The following is a 13,859-nucleotide window of genomic DNA, read 5'->3' as shown; positions in this document are numbered from 1 at the left end:
AATGTCTCTGCTCAGAGCGAGCCTGATGATCATTGCGATGATGGTGGGCTGCGCGCAGGCCACCGCGTCAGACGGTTGGAGCACCTTTAAAGGGCGCTTTATGACCGAAGACGGCCGCATTCAGGATACCGGCAACAACAACGTCAGCCATACCGAAGGGCAGGGCTACGCGATGCTGATGGCGGTCTGGTACAACGATCGTGGCAGCTTCGACAGCCTGTGGCGCTGGACCCAGCAGCACCTGAAGAACCCACAGAATGGCCTGTTCTACTGGAAATACAATCCAGCCGCCGCCGATCCGGTGATGGACAAGAACAATGCCTCCGACGGCGATGTGCTGATCGCCTGGGCGCTGCTGAAGGCCGGACAGAAGTGGCAGGATCAGGCGTATTTGCAGGCGTCCGACCGCATTCAGAAGGCGATTGTTGACCGCGAAGTGATCACCTTTGGTGGCCATACCGTGATGCTGCCTGGCGTGCAGGGCTTCAACAAAACCAGCTATGTGGTGCTGAACCCGTCCTATTTCCTGTTCCCGGCGTGGCGTGATTTTGCCGCGCGCAGTCATCTGAAGGTCTGGACCAACCTGATCGACAGCGGGATGGATCTGCTGGGTAAGATGCGCTTTGGCGATGCCGGCCTGCCGGTTGACTGGGTGGCGCTGAACGCCGACGGCACGGTGGCACCGGCCACCGCCTGGCCGCCGCGCTTTAGCTATGACGCGATCCGCGTGCCGCTGTATGTCTACTGGTATGACGCGCAAAGTCTGCAGCTGGTGCCTTTCCAGCGTTACTGGATGAGCTTCTCCCGGCTGCAAACCCCGGCGTGGAGCGACGTGATGAGCAATAACAAAGCGCCCTACAATATGGCCGGTGGCCTGCTGGCGGTGCGCGATTTGACGCTGAACCAGAGCGGTTATCTCACCGACCAGCTGGATGCCAAAGAGGATTACTTCTCCTCCAGCCTGCATCTGCTGGCCTGGCTGGCGCTGAAAGACCACTAGTCTGCTCCGCAGGCAATAAAAAACCCGCCTGCTCAAACGGTTGAGCAGGCGGGTTTTTTTTAACAATCAGTTCGGGTACGCCACCCAATCCCCGCCGTTCAGCCGGATCCCCGGCTTGCCCTGATAGATCATCACCACCGCGTTATCGTTCTCCGACACCACCGGCGTCTGCGGCAGGTTGGCGGTAAGCGTCGCCAGATTCAGCTGAGGGTTGCTGAACACCTGACCATCCACCGCACGGGAAACCAGTTCGGAAATGGCCTGCAGGCTGGTTGGCGTAGAGACGTCCACGGCCTGGGCCGGATGAGGCGCTTTCATGCCGACAAACTTAATGCCGACCGGCACATGAGTAATCGACGGGCTGGGAATATCCCGCAGGCCGGACATCTGCATTTTATCGCCTTCCAGCGCCGCGCCGTGCTCCGGCACCACAATCACCATCACCCGACGGCCGGATTTATCCAGATTGGTGAGGAAGGTATCCAGCTGATCGAACAGCATTTTCGCGCGCGGCTGCCAGGCGGCGGTTTTGCTGCTGCCCAGTTCGCGAGTGCCGTCATGCAATGGGATCAGGTTATAGAAGGTGGCGCTGCGCGGATCGGCACTTTTCTGCCGCTCATCCAGCCAGCGCTGCATCACCTCGCCATCGTTTAATACCGGCGAGCTGTCGAAGGAGCTGAGCTCCGGTCTGATCCCGGCCTGCGACATCAGCGGTGCCTTCAGATTGCCCTCTTCACGCAGTTCCTGCAGATAGTTACCGAACACGCCGGTATGGTCCATCATCAGCTGCTGCTTAAAGCCGAGGCTGGCCAGATTGTCGAACAGATAGCAGCGTCCATCGGTCGGTTTATACAGATCGCTGTGCGAGCTCTGGCCGCAGCTGGCGCGCAACAGGCGGATGCCCGCCGGACCGCTGTAACCGGTCGCCGAATTGTAGTTGCTCAGCATAATATCGAAGTGCTTCCACAGCGGGTGATCGCGCAGCTGCGCCGCATCCAGATCGGACCACGCCAGCGAACAGATGTTAATCACCAGAATATCGAACGGCGCCGCTTCCGCCGGTAAGGTGGCGGGGAACGCGGTCACTTTCTGCTTTTCGCTTTCGTAAAACTTATTGAGGTACGCGGTCAGATTGGCGCTGGTGGGCGGCGCAGACTGATCGAGTCCGTCGGCGGCGGTTTTGGTCGTTGGCGCAGGCGTGGACACAGTGGCCGGCGTGCTGCTGCCGGGAAGCAGGTTCACCGACGGACCGGCAATCGTCACCACGTTCAGCCACAGCAGCACCAGCGAAACCAGCACGGTAATCCGCACCCACTGCGAAATAAACAGGTACAGCACCAGCATCACAAAGGCGGTACCCACCATCTCCCAGTTGATGAAGCGGTTGGCCAGCTCCAGCAGATACGACGCGGAAAAGCCGGTCAGCTGGCTGCCCTGACTGGCAATGCTTTCCGGGCCGGGCAGCCAGGTATCGTGCCAGAACAAACCGATGCCGACCGGGATGGCGATCCAGTTACGCAGGCGGTGCAGCCGATCGGAGCGGATCGGCAGCAACAAGCCGGCCAGCAACACCAGGTTGCTCAACGGATGAAAATTGAGGTATCCGAACCACAGCAGCGCGAATTTGATCAGGAAGTAGAAGTTCCAGCCACCCAGACCGCGCCATATAAAGCGCGTCGCGGGCATAACAGGTCGTTGAGTCATTTCTTATCCGGTGGTGTTGCCGCATTACGTCGCCAGGTGCCTTCGTACTTCAGGGCGCGCGGCGGGGTCAGGCGTAGCATCAGCCGGTGCCATTTTTTTGGCAGCCAGCGGGCATAAACAGGTTTCAGTAATAACAGCAGCAGCACCACAAGGATCAGGATCTGCACAATGTCCGACAGATTCATTCTGACGCTTCCGGCGGCTGTTTGCCGAGGGTGATGTCCTGCGGCTGGCGGCGCGGCGCTTCCGTGGCCGGCGTCGACGCCTTCGGATCGGCAGCGGGCTGCACCGGCGCGGCGCGCCAGGCGGTTTTCACCTTGCCGGGGATCTGGCGGATCTCCGATAAAATCTGCAGATCTTCCTGCCACACCAGCCGGTTAGTGAAAATCTCATCGTGCGGCAGGCGGAAGATATATTTCACCGCCGTATCCAGATCGTTGAAGCGGCAGGAGGAGAGGAACAGATAAATCCGGTCATCGACCAGCGTCACCAGATCGCCAAAGCGCCGGGGTTTGCACAGCGTCAGCACCTGTTCCGGTTTCAGCTCCGGCACCGGCCGCAGCGCCACCAACAGCCCTTTGCCATTCTCGGGCAGCAGGGCGTTGTTCACCAGCAGCGTCACCGACTGGCAGAACGCCTCCAGCGGCAGATAGCCTCTTTCCTGCAGCGGCTGCATCGATTTCAGCAACGCATCAAGATCGGCGGGCACGTGGCGATTGTAGGATTGCCCCTGAATGCCTTCCAGCAGGGTCAGGAAGCGCGACATCGGCGCATTAAACGGCACGATGGCGTTGACGCCGCAGGCCAGCAGCAGGCGTTCATCGCTGTAGCGCAGGGCGGTTTCCATCTCGCGCACCACAATTTTCAGCCCGCTGCCGCGCGTGCGGCGCAGGCTGTGGATGCGGCCCGCCAGATGCGGAATACGATCGCTGTTTTTCAGGGTGAAAATCACCGTGGCGGCATTGGCCTGCAACGCGCGGTCATAGACCTCTTCATTGGTGGCGAACAGCGTCCACTGCGTTGACAGCGGCGGCGCGCCTTCCAGCACCGTTTGTTCCGCGAGATACCGCTGCTCATCGTTGAGGGTCAGCGGCGTATTTTGCTCATCCTGATCCAACAACGCGAAGCCCGTTTCCGAGGCGCTGAGTCGCATGGCGCGGTCGGCCAGCATGCCGCCGCCATTCGCCCACCAGTTAATGCGGTAATTCCAGCTGTCCTGCTGCCAGTCGAGATGGGAAAGCCCTTCAAGGTGGCGATAACAGGTTTGCAAATGATTGCGCAGGTTATTAATTCCGCTACCCGCCGTAATAATCAGAAGCGTAATCTTTTTACCGCTCAACCACTGCTGTAATTGCTTAAGCCAAATATTCACCTCGTCCGCCGCTATTTTTTCCCATAACAACGAAGCGGTAAACAATATAACCAGACGCGGTTTTTCCGACAGCACCCGGTCCAGATCGTCGGTCAGGTTGAGCAATGCTTTACGCGTCTCCGGCAGGGAGAACATCGGGATCGCATCCGGGCCGCCGGGCGGTGCCGGGGTCAGCAACGCCTGCGGCTGACTGCCGGAGGTTATCAAGGCCACCGAGCGCTGCGCGCTGATGCACTGACGTGCCAGAACGCGGGCATCTTCTTGCCGATTTGCGGTCACCCAATAACAGCCGGACGGCTGCATCAGGATTAATTCATCCCTGACCTGTTCGAAACCTAAAGAAAATGATGTGGCCATAAGTTTTATCGCAACACGTCCTATTAAAAACAGTGAGTGGTGAGCAGATGAAAATAGATTGCCTGACTTATCTTGCTGTAAATATACATTACAAGTTCTGCCAAACCCATTTAAACTGTCCCTAAGTTAATTCTTAGAACACCCCGCCACTTTTGGCACCTTCCGCTGCGTAAAAAAGGGTTTGATAATGAGTGAGCCGCGACATCCGCTGTTATCAGTAAGCAATGAATCACAGGATGACATTCGCGCGTTAGCCGACGCCTTCTCTTTACAAAACTGGCGCTATATTGATATCGCCCGCGAAGAGCGACTGGCGGCGATCGTTGCCCGCTGGCCGTTACTGGCGGAACGGGCCACGGACGTCCGTAAGCAGGTGGCGTAATGCCGGTGATTGCCTTTCAGGGGCTTCGCGGCGGCGCGGGCACCACTTCGCTGGTGGCCGGGTTGAGCTGGGCGCTGCATACGCTGGGTGAGTCGGTCATCGCCATCGATATGTCGCCTGATAACCAGCTGCGGATGCACTTCAATACCGCGTCGGATCATCCCCGTGGCTGGCTGCGCACCGCGCTCGATCGCCAACCCTGGCAGCAAAGTGCGTTGCGCTATGCGCCCGAGCTGGATTTTATCCCCTTCGGCCAGCTGAATGACGACGAGCTGATGGCCTTTGTCAGCCAGCCGCAGGCCGGTCTGGATGGCTGGACCGCGCAGCTTGCCACACTCAGGCAAACCTACCGCTGGATCCTGCTGGATGTTCCTGCCGGCACCACGCCGTGGACGCGGGCGTTGCTGGCGCTGGCTGACCGCACCATCAGCGTGATGGTGCCCGATGCCAACTGCCATATCCGCCTGCATCAGCAGCGCTTTACCGCCAATAACCTGTTCTTACTGAATCAGTTCTTCCCGGTCAGCCGTTCGCAGCAGGATCTGCATCAGCTGTGGCTGGCGACGTTGCAGAACCTGATCCCGCTGACACTCCATCGCGATGAGGCGGTGGCGGAAGCGCTGCTAAGCAAGCAGCCGTTTAGCGAATATCGCCCGCAGAGCCTGGCGGCAGAAGAGATGATGACCTTTGCCAGCTGGGCGCTGATCCATCTGGCTGAGCAGGCGTCATGAAGCCGTTTATCGCCCCGGCGTCAATTGCCCGCCCTGGGTCGACGTTGTGACGCCGTTACGCTGGCTGCTGAATCCGCCGGTCTGGCAGGCGCTGCATCAACGATACAGCGGCTTCCGCCATCACGGTGCGTCATCCCTCACCTCCGCCTTGCACTGCTTCTGGCTGGTGTTGGGCTGGTCGCTGCTGCGTTTTGAGTCGCCGGCCTGGCAAAAGGTGCAGGCCGATCGCCGTCGCCTGTACCCGCAAATCTCGCCGGAAAAACCGCGTCCGGCAGACCTGCTGCGTTATCTTTTTCAGAGCCTGTGGCTGATGCTGGTCTTGCCAGTCGGTGCTGTTAGCCGTAGTGAGCGCTCACGTATTATTCCGCTGCAACGCTGGCGGCAGCGCGCCTTGATCTGGCTGGGCAGACTGCCGCAGCGCGCGGAAGACCGGCAGCTGGCGCGCAAGGCCGACCGACGCATAAAGCAGATGCCTGCTGCGCTGCGCAAAGGGCTGTTTGGTTTGGCGATCCTGCTGGCGACCGCGCTGGCGCTGCTGTGTATCTCTCAGCCGTTCGACTTCTTTACCCAGGCGGTGTTTGTGGTGCTGCTGTGGAGCGTGGCGATGGTGGTGCGGCGCATTCCGGGGCGCTTACCGACCATGATGCTGATCGTACTGTCGCTGACCATCTCCTGCCGCTATCTCTGGTGGCGCTACACCTCCACGCTGAACTGGGATGACCCGGTCAGCCTGACCTTTGGCGTGCTGCTGATCGCGGCGGAAACCTATTCGTGGGTGGTGCTGGTGCTGGGCTATTTCCAGACCCTGTGGCCACTGCAGCGTCAGCCGGTGCCGATGCCCGCAGATACCGCCAGCTGGCCTTCGATAGATTTGTTAGTACCCACTTACAATGAAGCGCTGAGCGTGGTGAAACCGACGCTGTATGCGGCACTCGGCATCGACTGGCCGAAGGACAAACTGACCATTTACCTGCTGGATGATGGCAACCGCGAAGAGTTCCGCCAGTTCGCCGCCGAGATCGGCATAAAGTACATTGCCCGGTCCGGGAATGCCCATGCCAAGGCCGGCAACATCAACCATGCGCTGAAGTCCGAATGCCGCAGCGAATACGTGGCGATTTTTGACTGTGACCACGTGCCAACCCGCTCTTTCCTGCAGGTGTCGCTGGGCTGGTTCCTGAAAGACCCGAAGCTGGCGATGCTGCAGACGCCGCACCACTTCTTCTCGCCCGATCCGTTCGAACGTAACCTGGGCCGCTTCCGCCGCACGCCGAATGAAGGCACCCTGTTTTACGGCCTGGTGCAGGATGGCAACGATGTCTGGGATGCGGCGTTCTTCTGCGGCTCCTGTGCGGTGATCCGCCGCAGCGCGCTGGATGAAATTGGCGGCATCGCGGTGGAGACCGTCACCGAAGATGCGCACACCTCGCTGCGGCTGCACCGCAAAGGCTACACCTCGGCCTATATCCGTATTCCCCAGGCGGCGGGCCTGGCGACCGAAAGCCTGTCCGCCCATATCGGCCAGCGTATTCGCTGGGCGCGCGGCATGGTGCAGATCTTCCGTCTGGATAACCCGTTGATGGGCAAGGGGCTGAAGCTGGTGCAGCGGCTCTGTTATGCCAACGCCATGCTGCACTTCCTCGCCGGTATTCCCCGGCTGATCTTCCTGCTGGCACCGCTGGCCTTCCTGCTGTTCCACGCCTTTATCATTTTTGCTCCGGCGCTGGTGATCGCCATCTTTGTGCTGCCGCATATGGTGCACACCAGCATGACCAACTCGCGTATTCAGGGCCGCTGGCGTCACTCGTTCTGGAGCGAAGTCTATGAAACCGTGCTGGCCTGGTATATTGCCCGTCCAACCACGGTGGCGCTGTTTAATCCGCACAAAGGCAAGTTCAACGTCACCGCCAAAGGCGGGCTGGTGGAAGAGCAGCATCTCGACTGGGTGATCACCAAGCCGTATATGTGCCTGGTGCTGGTCAACCTGGCGGGGGTGTTCGCCGCCTTCTGGCGACTGCATTATGGCCCGCCGCACGAGGTATTGACGGTGATCGTCAGCCTGGTGTGGGTGCTCTACAACATGATTATTCTTGGCGGCGCGGTGGCGGTGTCGGTGGAAGCCCGGCAGATCCGTGAAGCGCACCGGGTGGAAATTGCCATGCCGGCGGCGCTGGCGCGGGCCGATGGCCATATGCTGCCCTGCACGCTGCGCGACTACTCCGACGGCGGCGTTGGACTGGAGCTGCGCGAAGACAATCTGCTCAGCGAAGGCGAACAGGTCTGGCTGCTGCTGCGCCGGGGCCAGCAGGAGTTCAGCTTCCCGTGCCAGGTGCAGCGCACCTTTGGCCGCCGCGCCGGCATCCGCCTGCATCAGCTGACCACCGAACAGCACGTCGAATTTATTCAATGCACCTTTGCCCGCGCCGATACCTGGGCCCTGTGGCAGGACAGTTTCCCGGAAGATAAACCGGTGCAAAGCCTGGCCGATATTGTGGTACTGGGCTTTAAAGGCTATTTGCGGCTGGCAGAGTATGGCCCTGCACCGCTGCGCCGGCTGTTTGCGCTGCTGACGCAGCTGGCAGGCTGGCTGGCCTCCTTCTTCCCCCGCAGCGTGAGCAGAACAGGCTCCGCGGTTTCCTGATTGACCTTGATGAAGACACCATGACGAAAAAATTAGCTTGGTTCACCGCATTATGGCTTGGCGTGCTGCCAGGGGTTCAGGCAGCAGCAGACGGCTACACCCGGCCGGTCAACACCACGGCGGACAGCCTGGCGCCTCCGGCCATCGATCCCGCCGCGCCGGTGCGTGATTATCTGCGGCCGTTTACCCAGATCGCCCCGCCGCCAGGCAACTTCAACCTGACCGGCACCCGCACTCAGGGGCAGATTGAGTTTGGCGTGCGCAGCGATGAAGTGGTGACCAACGCGTTGCTCAACCTGAGTTTCCGCCCGTCGCCGTCGCTGATCCCCGGCATGTCGCATCTGAAGGTCTATCTGAACGACGAGCTGGTCGGTCTGGTACCGGTAGTCGCCGAACAGGCCGGTAAAAATAATCAGGTGCAGGTGCCGATTGACCCGCGATTTATTGGCGACTTCAACCGCATCCGCTTTGAGCTGGTGGGGCATTACGCCAACATCTGCGAAAACCCGGCCAGCAGCGCCATCTGGCTGGATATCGGCAAGGACAGCACGCTGGATCTGTCGCTGCAAAAGCTGCCTTTGAAGGATGATTTATCGCACTTCCCGGAGCCGTTTTTCGATGCGCGCGACAGCCGCCCGTTAACCCTGCCGATGATTTTTGCCCGCGCGCCGGATCTCGGCCAACAGCGCGCGGCTGCGGTGCTGGCATCGTGGTTTGGCACCCAGGCGGACTGGCGTGGACAGACCTTCCCGGTGCTGTATAACCAGCTGCCGGATCGTCAGCACGCCGTCGTGTTTGCCACCAACGATCGGCGTCCGGACTTCCTGAAGGCTTTGCCGCCGGTGGATAAACCGACGGTGGAAATCATCGACCAGCCGGACAATAAGTACCAAAAATTACTGTTGGTGCTGGGGCGTAACGACGAGGACCTGCTGAAAGCGGTGCAGGGTATTGCGCAGGGCGAACTGCTGCTGCGTGGACAGGCCTCGAGCATCGACAGCGTGAAGGAGCTGGCGGCACGCCAGCCTTACGATGCGCCAAACTGGGTGCGGACCGACCGCGCCACCACCTTCGCCGAGCTGCAACAGTTCCAGGGCCAGCTTCAGGCCGACGGCATGCAGCCTGCGCCCATCTCGTTGACCCTGAAATTACCGCCGGACCTGTTCCTGGTGCGCGCACGCGGTATCGATATGGATATCAAATACCGCTATACCTCACCGGTGCAGGATGACGGATCGCGGCTGGCGGTGAACCTCAACAACCAGTTTGTGCAGGATTACCCGCTGGTCAATAAGCGCGAGGAAGGCAAGCAGCTGCTGCATATTCCGCTGGTGCAGGGGCTGCTGGATGGCGGCACGCAGCTGACCATTCCGGCGCTGCAGCTGGGCGTGGTCAATCAGCTGCGCTTCGATTTTGATTATGCCAGCACCTTTATTGGCGGCTCGTTCAATAACGGCACCAACGAAGGGCGCTGCGAAACCATCACCCCGGTATCCAACCATGTGGTGATCGACGGCAATTCGACGGTCGATTTCTCCGGCTATCGCCACTATATGGAGATGCCGTCGCTGGGCGCGTTTGCCAACGCCGGCTTCCCGTTCAGCCGTAATGCTGACCTGGCGCAAACGCTGGTGCTGGTCAACAACCGTCCGCAGCCGGGCGAAGTCAGCGCGCTGCTGAACGCATTGGGCAATATCTCGGCGCAGACCGGCTATCCGGCGCTGAAAATGCAGATCGCCGATGACTGGAGCAAGGCGAAAACCAGCGATGCCGATCTGCTGATGATTGGCCGGTTGCCTGAACAGATGAAGGATGACGACAAGGTCAATCTGCTGCTGGACGCGGCGAAAAGCTGGATCAACAAGCCTAACCGGCAGACGGCGTTCTCCAGCGGCTCCTCAGCCCCGGACGATCTGCGCGCCGAGAGCCAGACCACCATCAGCTCCGCTGGGCCGATGGCGGCAGTGATTGGCTTCCAGTCGCCGTTTGATGCGCAACGCAGCGTGGTCGCGCTGCTGGCAGACAGCCCGCGCGCCTGGGAACTGCTGAATGGCGCGCTGATCGACAGCGGTAAACGCGCGGCGATTTTTGGCTCGGCATCGGTGATCCGTGAATCCGGCGTGCGCAGCCTGCGCGTAGGCGACACCTACTGGATGGGCCATTTGCCGTGGTGGGAGCGGGTATGGAATGCGCTGGCCACCCATCCGGTGATGCTGGCGGCGTTTGCCACGCTGGTGGTGATCCTGTTTGCGCTGCTGGTGTGGCGACTGATGCGCCGCGTCAGCCGTCATCGCCTCGGTGACGAGGACGACGAGGAGTGAAACGTTCGCGACTCAGCCTGTTGTTGCCGCTGCTGCTGTGGCCGTTAAGCCGCGCCGTGCCGGCGGCACCCGATCACGTTGAGCCGGTCGACTGGCTGCTGCAACAGGTCAGGATTGGCGAAGCGACCCAGAAATACGATCTGGTCAGCCAGTCGCTGTATCGGCTGGAAAAAATTGCGCCGGATAATCCGCAGGTGCTGGCGGCACAGATCCGCCTGGCGCTGCACCAGGGCGAACAGGACAAAGCGCGTCAGCTGATGGTGACGCTGAAGCAGGTTTCGCCCGATTCGCTGGCGACGCGGCAGGCTGAAGTTAGTATTCGCTTACTATCTGACGAGGGCAGGAAACAGCTGCAGCTGGCGCGGCTTCTCGCCACCTCTGGCCGGCTGGAAGAGGCCAAAGCGGCTTACGATAAACAGTTCAACGGCGTCTTTCCCTCGCCGGATATCGCGCTGGAATACTGGCGGTTAGTGTCGCGGCTGCCGGGACAGGAAAACCGCGCGCTGGCCGAACTCTCGGCGCTGGATCGCGATGCGCCGGGCAGCATCAACGTGCGCATGGCGATTGCGCAAATGGAGCTGAGCCGCAATAACCCGACCGCCGCCGTTAAACAACTGCAAGTGGTGGCAATGGATCCGGCGGGCCGGGTGCAGGCCGCCGAACTGTGGCTGAGCCATATCAAATCGCAGCCGGTCACGCCGCAAAGCGTCGCCCAGCTGAAAACCTATCTCGCCACCTTTACCAGTGACAAGCCGCAGTCCGACGGCCTGACCGAGCTGGCGCGGCAGCAAAAAATGCTGGCCGATCCGGCTTACCAGCAGCGGCTGCGCGGCCTGGCGATGATCGATGGCGGTCAAAGCAGCGCTGCCATTCCCGCCCTGCGTGCTGCGCTAAAGGCGACGCCAGACGATGCCGATTTACTGGGTGCCATGGGCCAGGCGCTGGCGCGGGCCAACCAGCGCGCCGAGGCAAACGGCTATTTTCAGCGGGCGATTGTCGCCGATGCGCAGGGCACCGATATCGGCAAATGGCGCAGCCTGCTGACTTCCAACCAGTACTGGCTGGCGATTGCCGAGGGTGACAAAGAACTGGCGGCGGGCAACCTTCCCCAGGCCGCCAGTCAGTATCAGCGGGCGCGCTCGCTGGATAACCGCGACAGCTATGCGCTGATTGGGCTGGGCGACGTGGCGCTGGCACAGAAAAATCCGGCCACGGCGGAAGTGCAGTACAGCCGCGCGTTACGGCTGGATGCAGGCAATACCACCGCCGCCCGACGGCTGGCCGCACTCTATCAACAGCAGTCACCGCAAAAGGCGATGGCGTTTATCAACGGGCTACCGGCCTCACAGAAAAAGGCGCTGGGTGATACCCTCGCCAGCCTGCGCAGCAGTGCGCTCAGCGCCGAGGCGGACAGGCTGGCGGCTGGCGGAAACGTGCGGCAGGCGGCAGACGTATACCGTCAGGCACTCCAGCTGTCGCCGGACGACGTCTGGCTGAACACCCGACTGGCGGGCGCACTGCGTCAGAGTGGGCAGACGCAGGCCGCCGATCGGCAGATGCAGGCGATGGCGCGCCAGCAGCCCGGCGTGCCGGCACAGGTCTATGCCAACGCGCTCTATTTGTCAGGCAGCGACCGGCCACAGGCCGCGCTGGCGCAGATCCACACGCTGCCGCAGGCAAAGTGGGATCACAATATCACCGACCTCAATACCCGGCTGGAAACCGGCCTGCTAATCGCCCGCGCGGAAGCCAGCCTGGATAACATTGAGGCCCTGATCGCCCGCCATCAGCTGGCCGCCGCGCGTAAGCAGCTGAACGCGCTGCCGCCCGAGGCGTCCACGGCGAACGTCTACAGCGGACGGCGGGTGGCCAATGCCTGGCTGGCGGTGGGCGAGCCGCAGAAAGCCACCTCGCTGTATGCCGGGCTGAAAACCCAGGCCGCAAAAGACGGGCCGTCGCAAAGCAGCGCGCTGATCTATCGCGATGCCGCCCGTCTGGAAGCGCAGCAGGGTCAGCCTCACTTCGCGCAGGAGGATTACCGCCAGGCGATGGTCGCCAGCGGCATCAGCCTGGTGGTGCCGCCGGATAACCCAACCTTTACCCGGCTGACCCGCAACGACCGGCGGGATGACTGGCTGAAGCGCGGTATCCGCAGCGATGCCGCCGATCTTTATCGTCAGCAGGACAGCACGCTGACGCTGGAAGAGGACTATTCGCGCAATAAGGGCACCGGCGGCGTGTCCGACTTCACTGCGCACACCACCATGATGGAAGCCGAAACGCCATTTGCCGACGGCAAAAGCTTCCTGCGGCTGGATAATGTCGATGTGTCGGCCGGCACCTTCTCGCGCAACGTCGATGGAAATATTGATGAGACGTTCGGCACCTGTGCCAATGACGATGCGACCTGCAACCGCGATTTCCGCCAGCATCAGAACGGCACCAGCCTTGGCGTCGGCTACCGTAGCGATAAATGGCGCGCGGATATTGGCACCACGCCGCTGGGCTTTGCGGTCACCAACTGGGTGGGTGGCGTCACCTGGAACACCGATTGGCAGGATATCGGCGTGTCGCTGACCGCGTCGCGGCGGCCGATTTCCAGCTCGCTGCTCGCCTATGCCGGCGCGCAGGATCCCAACACCGCCAGCGGCAAAACCTGGGGCGGCGTGGTGGCAACCGGCGGCGCGATTGGCCTGAGCTATGACCAGGGCAACGCCAACGGCGTCTGGGCCGATCTCAGCGCGCACCAGATCACCGGCGAAAACGTGGCGGATAACAGCCGCGAACGCCTGATGGCGGGCTATTACTACAAGCTGATCAACGAAAACAACCGGCGGGCCACCATCGGCCTGAACGGCATGCTGTGGCACTACGCGAAGGATCTGAGTGATTACTCACTTGGACAGGGCGGCTATTACAGCCCGCAGCGTTACAGCTCGCTCTCGGTGCCGGTCAGCTGGCGGCAGCGCACGGAAAACTGGTCTTACGATCTCGGCGGTTCGGTTTCCTGGTCCCATTCGGAAACCGACGGCCAGTCACGCTACCCGCTCGATTTCGGCGCGCTGACCACGGATAACCCGCAAAGCAGCGACAGCAGCAGCAACGGATTCGGCTATACCCTGCGCGCGGTGTTGGAACGCCGGTTAAGCGCGCACTGGACGATGGGCGTCGGCGTCGATATTCAGCAGGCAAAAGACTATACGCCGAGCCACGGGCTGATCTATGCGCGCTATTCGATGGCCGGCTGGCAGGGCGATCTGGATCTGCCGCCAGAGCCGTTAACGCCATACGCGGACTTTAAATAGGGTTATCAGGCTGCATTTAGTGAGAAAATTAAGATAATCGCCTTCA

General features: G+C 61.1%; 9 protein-coding genes. 6 read left to right on the top strand and 3 right to left on the bottom strand.

Going from position 1 to position 13,859, the window contains the following annotated elements; all coding sequences use genetic code 11:
* The first annotated feature begins 1 nt into the window (after nucleotide 1).
* Nucleotides 2-1,000 carry a glycosyl hydrolase family 8 gene (locus E2F51_RS06280; protein ID WP_371732168.1) on the top strand — a complete coding sequence of 333 codons (999 nt, stop codon included), beginning with the start codon at nucleotides 2-4 and terminating at the stop codon, nucleotides 998-1,000.
* Between the two features lie 66 nt (nucleotides 1,001-1,066).
* Here E2F51_RS06280 and bcsG read toward each other — a convergent pair whose 3' ends face one another.
* The 3 genes from bcsG to bcsE are packed head-to-tail and all read right to left on the bottom strand — an operon-like array spanning nucleotide 1,067 to nucleotide 4,433.
* Nucleotides 1,067-2,704 (bottom strand): cellulose biosynthesis protein BcsG, encoded by a 1,638-nt coding sequence (gene bcsG / locus E2F51_RS06275; RefSeq protein ID WP_134823008.1) that lies wholly within the window; start codon nucleotides 2,702-2,704, stop codon nucleotides 1,067-1,069.
* Nucleotides 2,701-2,889, bottom strand: coding sequence for a cellulose biosynthesis protein BcsF (gene bcsF / locus E2F51_RS06270; protein WP_013204398.1), 189 nt, complete (start codon nucleotides 2,887-2,889; stop codon nucleotides 2,701-2,703). Before bcsF ends, bcsG begins: the two co-directional genes overlap by 4 nt.
* Entirely contained in the window at nucleotides 2,886-4,433 is a 1,548-nt protein-coding gene (gene bcsE, locus E2F51_RS06265) for a cellulose biosynthesis protein BcsE (protein ID WP_134823007.1), read from the bottom strand. The genes bcsF and bcsE overlap by 4 nt, the downstream gene beginning before the upstream one ends.
* 187 nt (nucleotides 4,434-4,620) lie before the next feature.
* Here bcsE and bcsR point away from each other — a divergent pair, with 187 nt between their 5' ends.
* The 5 genes from bcsR to bcsC are packed head-to-tail and all read left to right on the top strand — an operon-like array spanning nucleotide 4,621 to nucleotide 13,813.
* Nucleotides 4,621-4,815 (top strand): cellulose biosynthesis protein BcsR, encoded by a 195-nt coding sequence (gene bcsR / locus E2F51_RS06260; RefSeq protein WP_105760451.1) that lies wholly within the window; start codon nucleotides 4,621-4,623, stop codon nucleotides 4,813-4,815.
* A complete protein-coding gene (gene bcsQ / locus E2F51_RS06255; protein WP_134823006.1) occupies nucleotides 4,815-5,546 on the top strand; it encodes a cellulose biosynthesis protein BcsQ in 732 nt (243 codons plus the stop codon). The genes bcsR and bcsQ overlap by 1 nt, the downstream gene beginning before the upstream one ends.
* 46 nt (nucleotides 5,547-5,592) lie before the next feature.
* Entirely contained in the window at nucleotides 5,593-8,187 is a 2,595-nt protein-coding gene (gene bcsA, locus E2F51_RS06250; RefSeq protein ID WP_134823005.1) for a UDP-forming cellulose synthase catalytic subunit, read from the top strand.
* Nucleotides 8,188-8,207: 20 nt separating this feature from the next.
* Nucleotides 8,208-10,508, top strand: a complete 2,301-nt coding sequence (bcsB, locus tag E2F51_RS06245; protein ID WP_134823004.1) for a cellulose biosynthesis cyclic di-GMP-binding regulatory protein BcsB — start codon at nucleotides 8,208-8,210, stop codon at nucleotides 10,506-10,508.
* A complete protein-coding gene (bcsC, locus tag E2F51_RS06240) occupies nucleotides 10,505-13,813 on the top strand; it encodes a cellulose synthase complex outer membrane protein BcsC (RefSeq protein ID WP_134823003.1) in 3,309 nt (1,102 codons plus the stop codon). Before bcsB ends, bcsC begins: the two co-directional genes overlap by 4 nt.
* Nucleotides 13,814-13,859: the final 46 nt, after the last annotated feature.

It is taken from the genome of Erwinia sp. QL-Z3, assembly GCF_004551645.1.
Taxonomy (GTDB): domain Bacteria; phylum Pseudomonadota; class Gammaproteobacteria; order Enterobacterales; family Enterobacteriaceae; genus Erwinia; species Erwinia billingiae.
The sequence above is the reverse complement of the archived record's forward strand: the minus strand, read 5'-3'. Positions and strand labels throughout refer to the sequence as shown.